Genomic DNA, 15995 nt, shown 5'->3' with positions numbered 1-15995 from the left:
CCGGGCAGAAAATCGAACCGAAATGGGATCCGGATTTGGGTTCCCGGCGGAGGTGGGGTAAAGTTTTATCTCGGCCCGAGAAGGTATCGGGGCGCATAGCTCAGGCGGTTAGAGCGCTTCGCTGATAACGAAGAGGTCCCAGGTTCAAGTCCTGGTGCGCCCACGGAACATCACCGCAAGGTGATGCGCCACTAGGCAAGGAGGCACTGTGAAGAAGTTGCTGGCAGCAGCTGCAGCGGCAGTCGCGGGAATCCTTGCGGTAAAAAAATGGCAGGAAACTGCCGCGGAGAAATCCGTCTGGAAGTCCGCAACCGACAAGGTTGATTGATCTTCAGTAAAGAATGAATCGGTTCCACCGCAGGTCCGGGTGGGGTACACTGGATGAGTTCACATTTCGGGGGCATGGCGCAATTGGTAGCGCACCTGCTTTGCAAGCAGGGGGTTCGGGGTTCGAGTCCCCGTGCCTCCACCGAAAGAAAGTCCCGGCCGCTGGCCGGGACTTTCTGCGTTTAACCCTCGAGCTGCCGCGTTCCGTAACTCTCCGCCGGGTCACCTATTGTTGCTCTTGTGACCGTTTTACTCGCCGTGATCGGCGTCCTTGGAGTATCAGCTTCCGGCCCCATCATGGCAGCCACGGCAGCCCCCGCCCTGGCCATAGCCTTTTGGCGCAACGCCCTGGGCGCGGTGGTCATGGGGGCACCGGCGGTGCTGCGCAATCCGGGAGGTTTCGCCCGCCTGACCCGCGCCGAGACCAAATGGACTGCCCTGGCATCAGTTGCCCTGGCCCTGCACTTCGCCTGCTTCATCACCGCACTGCAGCTCACCTCGGTGGCTGCGGCGACGGCCCTGGTCTGCCTGCAGGCGGGATGGATCGCGCTCTTCAACCTGTTCCGGGGCATTCCGGTCGCTCCCCGGGTGCTGGCGGGGCTGGGAGCGGCCCTTGCCGGCGTCATCGTCATCACGGGCTTTGACCTGGCGCTGTCTCGCGATGCGCTCATCGGAGACCTGCTGGCCGTGGCCGGCGGGGCGCTGGCCGGGCTGTACACCATCGCCGGAGGCAAGGCCCGGGCGACCATGAGCACCGGCACCTACACCTCGCTCTGCTATGGGCTGTGCGCAGCACTCCTGCTGGTGCTGTGCGCGGCCTTCGGGCAGCCGCTGGTGTCCTTTGAACCGGCCGCGTGGGCAGGAATCCTGGCCGTGACCGTTGTGGCCCAGCTGCTGGGCCACACCGTGTTCAACCATCTGCTGGCAGTGATCTCGCCGCTGGTGGTTTCCATGATCATCCTGTTGGAGATTCCCGGTGCCGCCATCCTGGCCGCGGTGTTCCTCGGCGAGCAGCTGCCGGCGGGAACCTACGCCGGGCTGGCGCTTATCCTGGCCGGCCTCGCCGTCGTCGTAACCGGGCAGGGGCGCCGCTCCCGGGCCCAAGCGCTTCCGCCGGCGCCGCCCGCCCTGGGCGGAGACATCGGGGACTGAACCGACGCAGCACGCAAAGGAGGGCTCCCGCGAATGCGGGAGCCCTCCTTTGGCTAAGCGAACTGCGGTGAAGCTACCGGGTTATTCGGCGGTCTTCTCCGAGGGCTTGTCGGCGTGTGCACCGGAGGTCTTGGCAGCGTCAGCAGCCTTCGAAGCGGCTTCCTTGCTGTGCTTGGCGGCCTCCGCGCCCTTTTCACCGGACCGTGCAGCGGCGCGCTCCGCGGCCTCCTTGATGCTGGCAACGGTCTCCTTAGTCTCCTTCGCGGATTCCTTGCCGTTGGAAGCAGCCTTGTCGGCATTGCTGACAGCGGGCTTGGGAGCCGGGGTCACGGGAGCCGTCGGTGCGGGAGCCGTCGGTGCGGCGGCGGGCTTGGCAGCGGCGGGCTTGGGCTCGGGAACCGCAATGGTCTCGGGCTTAGCCGGTGCCGGCGTCTTCCACGGATCCTCCACCGGGCGCGAGGCGCGCCACGCGGCGGCGCCTGCAGCCACGGCTGCTGCGATGATGCCGAAGATCAGCCAGCCCTTGCCGCCGCCCTTCTGGCTCTTGCGGGCGGCCTTGGCTGCCTGAGCGGCTGCCTTCCGGGCCTTCTTCAGCGCCTTCTTGTTGCCGGTTGCCTTGGCAACCGCCGTCTGAACCGGAATCGAAGCGGCACCCAGGCTGCGGGTTACCGTAGCCGAGGCATCACCGATGCGGGTGGAGAGGCTGGGAATGTAGTCCTCCACAACCTTGTCCCGCGCTCCGTTGATAGCCGGAGTGGCGCGGTCCAGGGTGTGCTGGATGCGGGGGGTGGCTTCGTCCACGGTTTTGCTGATCCTCGGACCGACCTTCTGGAGGCCTTCCTGGATGCGGGGGGTGACCGTTGCTACTCCAGCGGCAACACCGTCTCCGACCTTCTGGAGGCCTTCCTGGATCTTGGGTGAGGCGGTCTCGATGCCCTTTTCGATGCGGGGCACTGCCCAGTCACGAGCAGCTTCCACCTTCGGTGCAGCCCAGTCACGTGCGGTCTCTACGCCTGCAGTGACATTGGATTCAAAGTCACGGGCCATGCGGTCCTTCTTCTTCAAAACTACCTCCCGGGATAGTGACGGTTCATCCTTACCCTACGTTGACTTGGCGGATGCGTGCTATTGATGCTCCGGGCGGGGCGGACTTTTCACTGTGCGCTGAACCGGGCAATTTCCGCCCGCCGGCGCGTTCGCCGTGGAAGAATGAAATATATGACTGCTATTCCTACCGCACTTGCAACCATCCACACGTCCATGGGCGACATCAAGGTCAACCTCTTCGGCAATCACGCGCCCAAGACGGTTAAGAACTTTGTTGGCCTGGCCACCGGCGAGATCGAGTGGACCGACCCGGCAACAGGAGAGAAGACCAGCCGCCCGCTGTATGACGGCACCATCTTCCACCGCATCATCAAAGACTTCATGATCCAGGGCGGCGATCCCCTGGGCCGCGGCACCGGCGGACCGGGCTACCAGTTCGACGACGAGATCAACCCCGACCTGGATTTCTCCACCCCGTACAAGCTGGCCATGGCCAACGCCGGTGTGCAGATGGGCCGTGGAACCAACGGATCCCAGTTCTTCATCACCTCCGTCCCCACCACCTGGCTGCAGGGCAAGCACACGATCTTCGGCGAAGTAGCCGACGACGAGTCCCGTGCACTGGTTGACCAGCTCAACGCCGTCGCCACCGACATGCGCGACAAGCCGGCCGAAGACGTAGTTATCAACAGCATCACTGTCGAACAGCTCTAACCCGTTCACGGATGCCCCGGTCGGATTTTTCGGCCGGGGCCTTTCGTCCATCTGGCCTCATTTCTCTTTGGGAGTACCGCAATGTCATATGGAGTGCCTGCTGAAACACCGGCCTCACAGGTTCCCGTCTGTCCGCGGCACCCGGACCGGATCAGCTACATCCGCTGCCAGCGCTGCGGCCGCCCGGCCTGCCCGGAGTGCCAGCATGCTGCGCCCGTGGGCATCCAGTGCGAGGACTGCTTCCAGAAGAGCCGCCGGCAGGCCCCCGCGTACCGGACGCCCTACGGCGGAAAGGTCGCCCAGGGCAAGCCCGTCGTCACGATCACGCTGATGGCTGTCTGCGCGGTGTTCTTCATGGTGCAGTTCCTGTATCCGCCCTTCACCTCGCTCCTTTGGTACGCGCCCGTCCTCACCGGCGTTGAACCCTGGCGGATGCTGTCCTCGGCATTCCTGCATTCCCCCGGAGGCGTCCTGCACATCGCCTTCAACCTCTACGCCCTGTGGTTCCTGGGACAGGGGCTCGAGCCGCAACTGGGCCGGCTCCGTTTTGCGCTGCTGTACCTCATCTCGGCGCTGGGAGGATCGGTGGGCGTGCTGGCGCTCAGTCCGCTCTTCCAGGCTGTGGTGGGAGCGTCCGGGGCAATCTTCGGCCTCTTCGGCGCCCTCCTGGTGGTCCTGCTGCAGCGGCGGGCCAGTGTGCGGTCGGTGCTGATCCTGCTGGCCGTCAACTTTGCGCTGGGATTCTTCGTCCCCAACATTGCGTGGCAGGCGCATCTGGGCGGGCTGCTGACCGGCGCCGCGTGCGCCGCCGTCCTGGTTTACGCACCCAAGGGCAAAAACCGGTCGCTGGTGCAGTTTGCCGGCCTCGCCGGGATTGTTGTGGTGCTGTGCGTCATTTCCGCCGTACTGGCCGGGGCCAAGGGCCTGATCTAAGGCTGGCTTAAGCCGGTGCGGCAGTGCGCCGGTTCGGGCGGTTCGGCAGTGGTGCCCTGTTCGGGCCTTGGCCGGGCGCTGCCCTGATCGGTAATCCGCGCCCCTGCCCGGCACCCGCTCAGGAGCCTTGTTCCGCGCCCTGGCCGCCCGCTTCGGTGCCCTGTTCCGCATCTCTGGCCGGGTCCCTGACCAACAGGAGCGTGCCGTTCCAGGGTCCCCGCCCCGCGGAGCTCCGGTGATCCACAGCGGGCCGGGCGTTATCCACAGAGATACCCACAGTGTTAATAACTTGTGGTGATGAGACATGGCCAAACGGGGTTGATCGCCGTCGTCTGTCGGCAAAATCCGCGCCGGTTAAGGGGCCTGGGAGGGATAGGGTACAGCCCGGACCGGATCCCGGCTTCACCGGCGAACCCGGAAGTGGTCGACTCCGGTTCCCTGAGATCACAAGTTATCCACAGGCTGTAGGGCCAATTGTAAACAGGTTATCCAGAGGCAAAACTGAGTTACACACATGTAATTCCACAGCTGTGGATAACTCCTGTGCCTATGATGCCGGTGATTTTGCCCCAACGGGACGAAAAGTTACGCACACCTGTGGATAACTCTGTGCACAGTGTGTGCACAAAGGTTCTGCACAGGGCCCCGGGTCTTGGTGCCGCTGGGTTGCAGCGGCCTCATTTCCGGTTCCGCGGCGGCAACCCCGACCCCGCGGAGGTTTCCCGCACTGGTTCCCACCCTTTGTTACCTGGTGTGGCTGGTGTGATCCCAAGACGGCTCATGTGCCCCAAAGAGTGGGAATCCGTGCTCGGCTTGTGGCCTTCGGGCCGGCCACATGAGGCTGGCGTGTGGCGTGTGGCGTGTGGCGTTGGCCGGGATTTGGGACTGCCGGTGATTGTGGCTGGGACCCTGGGGCTGGGCTCGGGCCTGTGCCAGGGAAGCGGCGGTCGGGTTTGTGCTTGTGACTGGTACTGGGCGGTCGGGCTCGTGCTTCTGACTGGTACTGGGTGACCGGGGCGTGCTTCTGACTGGTACTGGGGGGCCGGGGCGCGCTTCTGGCAGGGGAGCAGCGGCAGGGCTGTGGTTTTTGGTCCCGGCTCCACCCTCGTGCAGGTTTCCCGCACTGGTTCCCAGCCTTTGTTACCTGGTGTGGCTGGTGTGACCCCACGACGACTCATGCGCCCCAAAGAGTGGGAACCTGTGGCGGGGCCGGCTCGGCCTGTGGCTCTGAACCTGTGGCTGGCAACGCTGCTGAATGCAAGCACTTAAAGGGACGGCACCAAACGACGCTCGGCAAAGCTCGAGGGCCTGAGCCCGGTGTAATACCGCGCTCAGGCCCTCGCGGCTTGAACTTCTATTTGGCTGGTGAGACTTCCGGTGCCCTACGCAAAGGCGTCGCCCATGCAAAGGTGTCACCCACGCGAGGCGGACCCCCGGAAAGGGACACCCTGCAAGGTGGTCCGAACCAACGGATGACGCCGGGGATGGTGGCGGGATGTGCCGTCAGCGCCAGCGGGTGGTCATCAGGAAGCCGACAATGGCGATACCGAAGCCCACCAGGATGTTCCCTGCGCCCAGTTCGGGGATGGGGAACCGGCTCTCGGAAATGTAGAACACGATAATCCACAGGAGACCGATGATCATCAGGCCGAACATGACCGGCTTGTACCAAACCGGGTTGGGCTTGGGTGCAGAGCTTGCCTTGGCGGCGGGTGCTGCGGTGGCGGGCTTCTTGCGGGACTTTGACTCGGGCACGGATCCTCCTGGCGGAACCGGCTCTCTGAATGCCGGCGTATACGGTCATGGCGGGGCCGCTGGTGCAGTGCTGCCGCATCGGGCTGCTGCCCGGCTGTATCCTGACTGGGGGCTGCCACCGCACCTGGCTGTTTCCCTTGTACTCATCGTAGCGAATGGCGGAGCTCATCGGTGCCGCCGCACGCCAGTCCGGTCTAGAACGAAAAGGGAACCATGGCGACCTCCAGCAGGGCAACACACGCGCGAAGGAGCTCTGCCGGTTCCCGTTCCCGCGGACGCAGCCGCAGCCAGCAGGTCATCCAGGTGTTCGGAGAACTCCTGATCACTCTCGGACTGCTCCTGGTCCTCTATGTCGTGTGGGAACTCTGGTGGACCAATATCGACGCCAACAACAAGCAGGAACAGGCCGTTGGCAGCTTGTTCTCGGAATTCGATGGACCGGTTGCTCCGGTGCCGGAGGCGGCCGCGGAGGCGGCCGGCCCCGATTACGGCGACCCGGCTGTGTTGCCGGCCATTGAGGAAGAAGGACGCACCTTTGCCGTGGTCTACATTCCACGTTTCGGCGACACCTACTCCCGTCCCGTAACCAGCGGTGTGGGGACAGCGGTGCTGGATTCGCTCGGGCTTGGACACTATCCTTCGACGGCCATGCCCGGAGAAGTGGGAAACTTTGCCCTTGCGGGCCACCGCCAGACGCACGGGCAGGTTCTGGACGCCATCCATACCCTGGTGCCGGGGGACAAAATCTATGTGCAGACCAAGGACGGCTACTACAGCTACGTCTACCGCAACAACCAGATTGTCCTGCCGGACCGCGTGGATGTCATTGCGCCCGTACCAACACAGCCCGCTGCGGTGCCGACCGAGCGCTTTTTGACCCTCACCAGCTGCAACCCCCGCTTCGGGGCGGAGGAACGGATCATTGCCTACGCACTGATGGAGTCCTGGCAACCGCTGTCCGCCGGTCCGCCGGCCGAGATTGCCGCCCAGGTTGCCCACAACGCGGAAGGAGCGCGCTAAAATGTACGCTTGGATCTTTCGGAATCTGCCGGGCCCTCTCTGGGTCCGCATCCTTACCGCGCTCGTGCTGATCGCCGGCGTGGTGCTGCTCCTCATGAACTACGTGTTCCCGTGGTTCTCCGAATACAGCTTCCTTAGCCCCCTCACCGATTCCACGATTGGCGGTTCCTAGACCACATGAGCAGTATTCGAATCCTGGTCGTCGACAACTACGACAGCTTTGTGTACACGCTGGTCGGCTACCTGCAGCAGCTGGGGGCCGAGACCACGGTGGTGCGCAACGACGACGTCACCCTGGCCGAGGCGGTCGAGCTGGCTGCCGCCCGCGACGGAGTGCTGGTCTCCCCGGGGCCCGGAGCCCCGGCCGAGGCGGGTGTGTGCGTTGAGCTGATCCGCTGGTGCGGAGAAAACAACAAGCCGATGCTGGGCATCTGCCTCGGGCATCAGGCACTGGCCGAAGCCTACGGCGGGACTGTGACCCACGCTCCGGAGCTCATGCACGGCAAAACGTCGCTGGTCCGGCACGAAGGCACTGATGTGTTCCAGGGCCTGCCGAGCCCGGTCACCGCCACGCGGTACCACTCGCTGGCAGCAGTTGCCGACACCATCCCGGCGGAACTCGAGGTGACCGCCCGGACCGACAGCGGAATCATCATGGGTCTCCGCCACGCTTCGGCGCCCCTCTCCGGTGTGCAGTTCCACCCCGAATCAGTGCTCACCGAAGGCGGCTACCAGATGCTGGGGAACTGGCTCGAAGGACTGGGCCTGGCTGGAGCGGCAGCACATGCCGCCACCCTCAGCCCGCTCATGTCGACTGCTGCGGACCCCCTGCCGCGCTAGTCGTCCTTCTTCTTCTTCCCCTTCGCCGTCTCCGACGGTTCCGGGGAGGCGCTCGGATCGGGAGTGGGCTCCTCAGTGGGCTCCGGCGGAGCCTTAGCCACTGTCAGGGCGATAGTGCTGCCCTGTTCCACATCCATGCCGCCGGGGATGCTCTGGGCGGTGACCGTTCCGGGGACAGACGCAGCGTCCTCGACCTCGTTGACTGTGACCGGCAGCCCGTAGAGCGGGTCGGCCAGGATTGCCTGCGCATCCTCCCGCGAACGGTCGAGGAGATCCGGAACCGTGACGTTGCCGGTGGACAGCACCAGATCGACGGTGGTCTCCACCGGAACAGCCTCTCCGAGCCCAGGGGTGGTGGAGAGCACCCGGCCCGCCGGAACCACAGAACTGTTCGCCTCGGCTGTGGTTCCGCCCTGCAAGCCCAGGCTGCGGAGGGCATCACGCGCCTCGGGTTCGGTCATGCCCGCCAAATTGGCGGGAATCGTAACGGTTGACGGTCCCTGCGAAATGAAGAGGGTGACGTTGGCATCCAGCGGTGCATCGGTTCCCCCCTCCGGAGAGGTGCCGATGGCAAGGCCGGACTTAACCGTGTCGCTGTATTCCGGTTCGATGGTTGGCGGCCCAAAGCCGGCATCCAGGATGATGTTCAGGGCATCGGTCTGGGTCTTGGACTGGACATCGGGCATCACCGCAGTCACCGGGGCGGTTTCCTTGGGATTAATCAGGTTGAACGCCAAAACGGAACCGGCGCCCAAAAGCAGCAAAAGTCCAATGCAGACTGTGGTGATCCAGGCGCGCCGGCGGGCCTTCTGCTCCGGATCCCGGTCCCCGGTATTGCCGATGGACAGCGAAGCCGGAGCATCGTCGTCGTCGTTTCCGTCCGGAGCGGTGGTGAGCGGGCCGCCGGAACGGACCCGGGCCATGGCCCGGGTGCGGGGTTCGTCCTCGATGGGGCTGACGTCGACGGCGGCGCGGGCCGGAGCCGAAACGGTCAGGGCCTCGGTGGCGGAGGTGTCGGGTGCCGGTTCAACGGCTGCTGCTCCGCTGCGCACGCGGAGCAGCGCGTCGCGGAACGCATGGGCGTCCTGATAGCGGTCCGCGCGGTCCTTCGCCAACCCGTGGTCCAGCACAGCGTCAAGCTCCGCCGCAATCTCGGCGTTAAAGCTGCTGGCCTTGGGCGGAGGTTCCCGGACATGCTGGTACGCCACGGAAACGGGACTGTCGCCGATGAACGGCGGCCGGCCCGCCAGCATTTCGAAGAGCAGGCAGGCGGCTGAATACAGATCGCTGCGGGCATCCACGGTTTCGCCGCGGGCCTGTTCGGGCGAAAGATACTGCGCGGTGCCGATGACGGCCTGGGTTTGGGTCATGGTCGCGGCAGAATCGGCCATCGCCCGGGCAATGCCGAAGTCCATGACCTTCACGCCGCCGTCGGCGGTCACCATGACGTTGGCCGGCTTGATGTCGCGGTGCACAATCCCTGAACGGTGACTGTATTCCAGCGCGGCAAGAACACCGAGCATGTACTCAATGGCCTTGTCGGTGGTGATCTCCCCGGCTTTGACCAGATCGCGCAGGGTCCGCCCGCGCACAAACTCCATCACGATGAACGGCAGGCGGACATCATCCGGCGTGGACCCTGGGGATTCCTGATCGCCGGTGTCGTACACGGACACAATCGCCGGGTGGTTCAGCCCCGCGACAGCCTGTGCCTCGCGCCGGAACCGGGACTGGAACAGCGGATCGCGGGCCAAATCGGGGCGCAGGACCTTGATGGCCACGGAACGGCCCAGCCGAATGTCTCGGCCGAGGTACACATCGGCCATGCCGCCGCGGCCGATCAGCTCGCCGAGTTCGTAACGGCTGTTCAACACCCGCTCGGTATTCAGGGTGGGCTGTCCTTTGAGGAAATCTGCGCTCATGGTTGCTTATCCGGCCGAAGGGTTGACGCCGGTGGGTGATGCCGGAGGAATGACGCTGTTGGGTGTTGCCGGAGTGTTGACGCTGTTGGGTGCTGCCGGAGGAGTGATGCCGTTGGGGGCGGCCGGAACGGTGGCCGCAGTCGACGGCGTCGACGGGGTCGACGGGGTCGACGGGGTCGACGGGGTCGGCTCCGGCACGTTCGTTGGGGCAGGCTCGACCGTAGCCGGGCCCTCGGACGTGAAGTAGGTGACGGTTGATCCTTCCGGAAGGGGTGCACCCTCCGACGGGTTGACGGCCACCACGGTGCCCTCCGGCTGGTTGGAGGCCTGCGTGCCGCCGTTGACCGGGATCAGGCCGGCGGCACTGATCTGCGCCGCAGCGGCGGGTCCGGTCTGGCCCAGCAGTCCGGACGGAACAGTAGTGCTAGTGCTGGTGGGCGCCGGTGCAGGGCCCGTCGAGTAGGTTACGGTCACTGTTGTTCCCCGCGCTACCTGTCCTGTCGGATCCAGTGCAATAATCCGCCCCTCGGGAGCCTCAGACTCCACCGGATTCTCATCAACATTCATACCCAAGCTCTCCAAACGCTCTCGAGCCAAATTGAAGTCCAGATCGCTAAAATCTTCGAGGTCAATAGTGACTAGATCGGTGTCCTCCGATTGCGTGGGGCTGGGGCTGGCCTGAGTAGTGGTGGCCGACGGCGCCGGCTGGGGATCGCCGTCGTTGTCTCCGGTGAGCAGGAAAGCGGCAATAACCCCGGCGATGATCAGCGCCAGCAGCACGGCGACCGGAATGACCCATGGGTTGCGGCGTTTGGCAGGGGCGTCGTCTCCGCCGTCCCCGTCCGAGGTGTCGACGTCGTCGACGTCTTCATCGGTCCACTCACGCGATGCGGCGAGTTCGCCGGTGGCGGCGTTCTCCGCGCCCACGGCCGCGCCCGCGACGGTGGGCAGCGCCGAGGTCGACGGCGCGGTGTTCACGGCGCGCGTGGCTGAGGTGCTGGTGGTGGGAACCGGTGCTGTGACGGCGTCGTTCAGGACAGTGGCGGCGCCGCCGCCGAAGAGGAGCATGCCGGGGACGGCGGCCTCGGCAGCGGGAATGTCACCGCGGCGGATGGCGGCAACGGCCCGTGCCAGCGCTTCGGCGTCGGCCGGGCGGTCGGCCGGATCCTTGGCCAGCATGGACATGATCAGCGCGCGGACCGGCAGCGGAATGCTCTCCGGCAGCGGCGGGGGAGTGTCGTTGACCTGGGCCAGGGCAATGGCAATCTGCGACTCACCGGAGAAGGGCCGGGTTCCGGCCAGCAGTTCGTAGCCGATGACACCGAGGGCGTAAATGTCACTGGAACCGGTGGCCTGCTGGCCGGTGGCCTGCTCGGGTGCAAGATACTGGGCGGTGCCCATGACCTGGCCGGTGGCGGTCAGCGGCACCTGGTCCGCAAGCCGGGCAATGCCGAAGTCGGTGATTTTGACCCTGCCGTCGGGCAGGATCAGCAGGTTTCCGGGCTTGACGTCGCGGTGGACCAGTCCCTGCTTGTGGGCGGCGGCCAGCGCCGTGGCGGTCTGACCGATGATGGACAGCGTGCGGTCCGGCGTCAGGCTCTTGTCGCGCTCAATGATGGAGGACAGCGGCAGGCCAGGAACCAGCTCCATGACCAGGTAGGCCGAACCCTCTTCCTCGCCATAGTCGAAGACGTTGGCAATGCCCTCGTGGTTCAGCAGCGCCGTGTGGCGAGCCTCGGCCCGGAAACGGTTCAGGAAACCAGGATCCCCGGTGTATTCCTCCTTGAGGACCTTGATGGCAACAATGCGGCCCAGGACCAGGTCCCGTGCCTTCCAGACCTCACCCATACCGCCGATGGCGATACGGTCAGTGAGCTGGAATCTGCCGCCTAAGGTGATTCCCGATGTAGGCCTCACTTATTTAACACCGCCTCTAGGAGTTTCTGCGCGCTTGGAGTGGTCAGTTGGGATCCGGTGGTCAGGTCCACGTCTTCCATGACGATGGAGATGACCACTTCGGGGTCGTCGGCCGGAGCGAAACCGGTGAACCAGGCGTTGTCGCCCTTGCCCTCCACTTCCGCTGTGCCGGTCTTGCCGGCCACTTTGAAGCCCGGAACCTGCGCCGCGGAGGCGGTGCCGTTGTCCACGACGCCCACCATCCAGTCGGTGAGCTGGCGGGCGGTTTCCGGACTTACGGAGGTGTTCAGGACTTCCGGCTCCGGCTCGTCGATGATCGACAGGTCGGCGGCACGGACATTCCGGACAAGATTGGGCGTCATCTGCACGCCGTTGTTCGCGATGGCGGACGACATCATGGCGATTTCCAGGGGGGTTGCGGTGACGCTGTACTGGCCGATGGAAGCCTGCGCCAGCTGGGCCTGGTCCATTCCCGTGGGGAAGCCGCTGGGTGCCACTTCGTACATGCCGCGCTCGGGGAGGCTCAGCGCTTCGTTGAACCCGAACTTCTCGGCCTGCGACGCAATTGCCTCTTCACCGAGGTCCCAGGCGATTTGGGCGAAAACGGTGTTGCAGGACTGCTCCAGGGCGAACCCGATGGTTGCCTCGGACCGTACGCTGCAATTGCCGTTGGTGTAGTTCGGCAGGGAGATATTGGTGCCCGGCAACGGCAGCTCGTTCGGGTTGTCGATGAGGGTATCGGCGTTGTACTTGCCGGACTCGAGGGCAGCGGCGGCATCCACCAGCTTGAACACCGAGCCGGGGGCCAGTAACGACTGGGTCGCGGCGTTGCGGTAGGGGGAGAGGCCATCGACGGTGAGCAGTTCCTGCATGTTCTGCTCCACGACCGTGGTGTCGTGCCCGGCCAGAAGGTTGGTGTCATAGCTGGGCTTGGACACCATGGCCAGAATGTTTCCGGTCTTCGGATCCATCATGACGATGGAGCCCTTCTGCCCCTCGGGGATCAGGTCGTAAGCCATTTCCTGCAGCTGGGAATCGATCGTCAGTTCAACGGAGGCGCCCTGCGGCTGGTTGCCGGAAAAGACCTGCACCAGACGATCGAAGAACTGCTGGTCACTGGTTCCGGTCAGTTCCTCGTCCATGACGCTTTCCAGCTGCGTGACTCCGGCCGTCAGGGAGAAGTACCCGGTCAGCTGGGAATACAGCTCCGGCTGGTGATAAACGCGCTGGTAGTTGAACTCGTCGTCAGAGGGCACCGATTCGGCGATCGGAGCCCCATCAACCAAAATCGATCCCCGGTTCTGGCCGAAGTTCTGGTAGATGGTGCGGTTGTTGTTCGGATCGGCGTTGAGCTCTTCGGCAGCAAAAAACTGGACGTAGGTCAGTGACCCAAGAATGAGGACAAACATGGCCAGGGCCACGATCCAGCTGTTGCGGATGGCTTGATTCATGAGCCGCTTACCTCCTGTTCCCTCTTGGACTTGCGCTGGACTGATCCCACCGGTGATTCCTGCATGGCCGGCACCATTGGGCCGGTCAGCGGACCGGTGGCCGCCGGGCGGCGGGCCGCCTCGGAGATCAGCAGCAGCAGCGCCACGATGATCCAGTTGGCCAGCAGCGAGGAGCCGCCCGCGGACATGAACGGCGTGGTCAGGCCGGTGAGCGGAATCAGGCGGGTGACGCCTCCGATCACCACGAAGCACTGCAGGGCAATGGTGAAGGACAGCCCGCAGGCGAGCAGCTTTCCGAATCCGTCGCGGGTGCCCAATGCGGCGCGGAAGCCGCGGGACACCAGCAGGACGTAGAGCAGCACGATCGCGAAGATGCCGATCAGGCCCAGTTCCTCGCCCAGCGCGGCGATGATCATGTCGGAGTTCGCATAGGTGACCAGGTCCGGCCGGCCCTGGCCGAGCCCGGTGCCGATGAGCCCGCCGCTGGCGAGCCCGTACAGGCCCTGCACCACCTGGTAGCTTCCGCCGCCGATTCGGGTGTACACCTCCGGGTCGAAGGCATTCAGCCAGCCGTCGATCCGCAGACCGACGTGGCTGAACAGCTGCATTGCGACATAACCGCCGGCTCCGAGCAGGGCGAGGCCGATCAGCACCCAGCTGACCCGGCTGGTGGCGACATAGATCATCGCCATGAAGAGGCCGAAGAACAGGATGGAGGAGCCGAGGTCGCGCTGGAAGACAAGCACGCCGATGCTGACAATCCAGGCCGCCATCATGGGGCCGAGGTCCTTGAAGCGGGGGAGCTGCAGCGGGCCGACCTTGCGCCCGGCCAGCAGGATCAGGTCACGGTTGGTGGAAAGATACCCCGCGAAGAATATGGCCAGCGTGATCTTGGCGATTTCACCGGGCTGGAAGGTGCCGATGCCGACGTTGATCCAGATCCGGGCGCCGTTGATTTCCAGGCCCAGCGGGGTCAGCGGCAGCAGCAGCAGAATGGCGCTGACGATGAGCGAAATGTACGTGTAGCGGCGCAGGATCCGGTGGTCCTTGATCAGGAACAGGACGGCGACGGCGGCGGCCACGGCCACGGCGCTCCAGAGCAGCTGCCGGTCGGCCGCGTTGTCGTCCATGGCGATGTCCAGCCGGTGAATCATGGCGAGGCCGATGCCGTTGAGTGCCGTCACGATGGGAAGTATTACCGGATCGGCATATTTGGCCCGGAACCGCAGCACGATGTGGAAGACCAGGACCAGGCCCACCAGGGTGGCGCCCTGCGTCCAGAAATCGGAGTCGAAGGCCCGGTCCTGGTCCAGGCCGACCACCATGTTGGCGCCGACACCGACGGCCAGGGCGAGCAGCAGGAGCACGGCTTCGATGTTGCGCCGTGATTTGGGAACTGTCAGTACGTCACTCATTATTTCTGCCCTCCGCAGTCATCCGGAGTGGCAGCAGGCTTCGCGGCCGCCGACGGGCTGGCGGATGCCGTGGGTGTGGAGGCCGCGCCGGCTTTGGCGGGAGTGTTCGGAGCGGGCTCGCAGGCGCTTGCCTGGGCCGTTCCCCTGAGATCCTCGACGATTTGCTCGGCATGGAGCAGGTCCTTGGCTGGAATCGTGCCTTCGACCCGGTTGCGCTGGTATTCGGGCAGGCTGTCGACGGGGATGTCGGTCCGTTCAGTGACGGTGGACAGCCGGATCGGGCCCAGCGACTGCGAGACGCCGTTGTAGATGGCGACGTTGTTGTCGCTCGCTCCAACGTAGTAGCGCGTCTGGGTCCAGGTGTAGCCGACCCAGAGGACGGCTGCCAGCAGGACCGTTATCAGGGCCAGGATGGCGGGGACCAGCCAGCGGCGCTGCTTGGGCGGGTCCTGGTCCGGTGCCGGGTCCGTTTCGGGCGCGGCTTTGTGGGTGAGCAGGCGCGCGGCGCGGCGTTCGGCCGTCCGCTTGGTGACGATGGGGATCTGCCCGGTCTCGGTGGCGAGGGAGGCCGCCCCCACCAGGATGTGCGGGCGGGAGGAAAGGTCCTGCCGGATGAGGTCGGCACGGATCGGTTGATCGCCGAGGGCGTCGTCCAAGCCGTCGTCGTCGCCGGTTCCGGCCGGGAGGTCCCGCGCGTCGCCGGCGTCGGTCGCCCGTTCGTGGACGGCCGCCTGCAGCGACGAGCCGGCGGACAGCGCGCTCCGGGCCGCTGAGGAGGACTCCAGGGGAAGAACGGAATCATCGGGAACCTCGGTGATCTCAACTACCGCCACCGTCACGTTGTCCGGTGACCCGCCCGCGAGGGTGAGTTCGACCAGAATGTCGACGCAGCGCTGGAGGTCCCTGGTCTCCCGGAGCACGGCCTCGATGTCGGAATCCCGCAGGACGGCCGTGAGACCGTCGGAGCACAGGAGCCACTTCTCTCCGGCTTCCACCTCGAAGGTTGCCAGGTCAAGTTCCGGGCTGGCATCCACATCGCCGAGGACGCGCATGAGGACGTTTTTGTGCGGATGGACTTCAGCTTCGTCGGGACGCAGCCGGCCCTCGTCAATCAGTCGTTGGACGAAGGTGTGGTCGATGCTGATCTGCTCGAAGACGCCGTTTTTCAGCCGGTAGGCCCGCGAATCCCCGATATGGGCGAAAGCGAAGCGGTTCTCGTTCAGCAGCAGGGCGGTGACGGTTGTGCCCATTCCGGACAGCTGCGGGCTCGTGGTCACCAGCTCGGAGAGAAGGGAGTTCGCGGCCTGGATTTCATCCGCGAGGACGGTGAGGGGTTCGTCGTCGTGCGTTCCGCTGTCCAGATGGACCAGGTCCAGAACTGTGGAGGCAGACGCAACATTGCCGCCGGCATGACCGCCCATGCCGTCGGCGACGACGGCAAGATAGCGGCCGACATAGGCGGAATCGTCATTCTTCAAACGAACCATGCCCACATCGGACCG

Annotated in this window: 14 protein-coding genes and 2 tRNA genes; 9 read left to right on the top strand and 7 right to left on the bottom strand. The window is 65.0% G+C overall.

Going from position 1 to position 15995, the window contains the following annotated elements:
• The first annotated feature begins 89 nt into the window (after window positions 1-89).
• The 4 genes from QNO00_RS10115 (at window position 90) to QNO00_RS10100 (ending at window position 1479) form a co-directional block, all read left to right on the top strand.
• A tRNA-Ile gene (locus QNO00_RS10115) sits at window positions 90-163 on the top strand.
• Window positions 164-208: 45 nt separating this feature from the next.
• Complete coding sequence (locus QNO00_RS10110; protein WP_284024430.1) at window positions 209-328, top strand: DLW-39 family protein; 120 nt, start codon at window positions 209-211, stop codon at window positions 326-328.
• A 68-nt stretch (window positions 329-396) separates the two neighbouring features.
• Window positions 397-469, top strand: a tRNA-Ala gene (locus QNO00_RS10105).
• A gap of 98 nt (window positions 470-567) precedes the next feature.
• Window positions 568-1479 (top strand): DMT family transporter, encoded by a 912-nt coding sequence (locus tag QNO00_RS10100; protein ID WP_229966488.1) that lies wholly within the window; start codon window positions 568-570, stop codon window positions 1477-1479.
• A gap of 81 nt (window positions 1480-1560) precedes the next feature.
• On the opposite strand, the gene QNO00_RS10095 is transcribed toward QNO00_RS10100, so the two are convergent.
• On the bottom strand, window positions 1561-2526 hold the full coding sequence (locus QNO00_RS10095; protein ID WP_229966489.1) for a hypothetical protein: 966 nt from the start codon (window positions 2524-2526) through the stop codon (window positions 1561-1563).
• Window positions 2527-2697: 171 nt separating this feature from the next.
• Between QNO00_RS10095 and QNO00_RS10090 the strand changes: the two genes are divergently transcribed.
• Complete coding sequence (locus QNO00_RS10090; protein WP_229966490.1) at window positions 2698-3240, top strand: peptidylprolyl isomerase; 543 nt, start codon at window positions 2698-2700, stop codon at window positions 3238-3240.
• Between the two features lie 216 nt (window positions 3241-3456).
• Window positions 3457-4173, top strand: coding sequence for a rhomboid family intramembrane serine protease (locus tag QNO00_RS10085; protein ID WP_349643479.1), 717 nt, complete (start codon window positions 3457-3459; stop codon window positions 4171-4173).
• 1503 nt (window positions 4174-5676) lie between these two features.
• Here the strand turns inward: QNO00_RS10085 and QNO00_RS10080 are convergent.
• A complete protein-coding gene (locus tag QNO00_RS10080) occupies window positions 5677-5928 on the bottom strand; it encodes a cell division protein CrgA (RefSeq protein ID WP_229966492.1) in 252 nt (83 codons plus the stop codon).
• 213 nt (window positions 5929-6141) lie between these two features.
• Between QNO00_RS10080 and QNO00_RS10075 the strand changes: the two genes are divergently transcribed.
• The 3 genes from QNO00_RS10075 to QNO00_RS10065 are packed head-to-tail and all read left to right on the top strand — an operon-like array spanning window position 6142 to window position 7788.
• Window positions 6142-6948: a class E sortase gene (locus QNO00_RS10075; protein ID WP_229966493.1), complete on the top strand. Its 807-nt coding sequence runs from the start codon at window positions 6142-6144 to the stop codon at window positions 6946-6948.
• 1 nt (window position 6949) lies between these two features.
• Window positions 6950-7120, top strand: coding sequence for a hypothetical protein (locus tag QNO00_RS10070; RefSeq protein ID WP_229966494.1), 171 nt, complete (start codon window positions 6950-6952; stop codon window positions 7118-7120).
• A gap of 5 nt (window positions 7121-7125) precedes the next feature.
• Window positions 7126-7788 (top strand): aminodeoxychorismate/anthranilate synthase component II, encoded by a 663-nt coding sequence (locus QNO00_RS10065; protein WP_229966495.1) that lies wholly within the window; start codon window positions 7126-7128, stop codon window positions 7786-7788.
• On the opposite strand, the gene pknB is transcribed toward QNO00_RS10065, so the two are convergent.
• The 5 genes from pknB to QNO00_RS10040 are packed head-to-tail and all read right to left on the bottom strand — an operon-like array spanning window position 7785 to window position 15980.
• Window positions 7785-9710, bottom strand: coding sequence for a Stk1 family PASTA domain-containing Ser/Thr kinase (gene pknB / locus QNO00_RS10060; RefSeq protein ID WP_284024428.1), 1926 nt, complete (start codon window positions 9708-9710; stop codon window positions 7785-7787). The two genes, QNO00_RS10065 and pknB, sit on opposite strands and share 4 nt — an antisense overlap.
• Before the next feature lie 6 nt (window positions 9711-9716).
• Window positions 9717-11627: a protein kinase domain-containing protein gene (locus tag QNO00_RS10055; RefSeq protein ID WP_284024427.1), complete on the bottom strand. Its 1911-nt coding sequence runs from the start codon at window positions 11625-11627 to the stop codon at window positions 9717-9719.
• Complete coding sequence (locus tag QNO00_RS10050; RefSeq protein ID WP_229966498.1) at window positions 11624-13078, bottom strand: peptidoglycan D,D-transpeptidase FtsI family protein; 1455 nt, start codon at window positions 13076-13078, stop codon at window positions 11624-11626. Before QNO00_RS10050 ends, QNO00_RS10055 begins: the two co-directional genes overlap by 4 nt.
• Window positions 13075-14493, bottom strand: a complete 1419-nt coding sequence (locus QNO00_RS10045) for an FtsW/RodA/SpoVE family cell cycle protein (RefSeq protein ID WP_229966499.1) — start codon at window positions 14491-14493, stop codon at window positions 13075-13077. The genes QNO00_RS10050 and QNO00_RS10045 overlap by 4 nt, the downstream gene beginning before the upstream one ends.
• Complete coding sequence (locus QNO00_RS10040; protein ID WP_229966684.1) at window positions 14493-15980, bottom strand: PP2C family protein-serine/threonine phosphatase; 1488 nt, start codon at window positions 15978-15980, stop codon at window positions 14493-14495. The genes QNO00_RS10045 and QNO00_RS10040 overlap by 1 nt, the downstream gene beginning before the upstream one ends.
• Between the last annotated feature and the right edge of the window lie 15 nt (window positions 15981-15995).

The sequence above is a fragment of the Arthrobacter sp. zg-Y1219 genome, from assembly GCF_030125545.1.
Taxonomy (GTDB): Bacteria; Actinomycetota; Actinomycetes; order Actinomycetales; family Micrococcaceae; genus Arthrobacter_B.
This window is presented reverse-complemented; position numbering and strand designations above follow the sequence as displayed.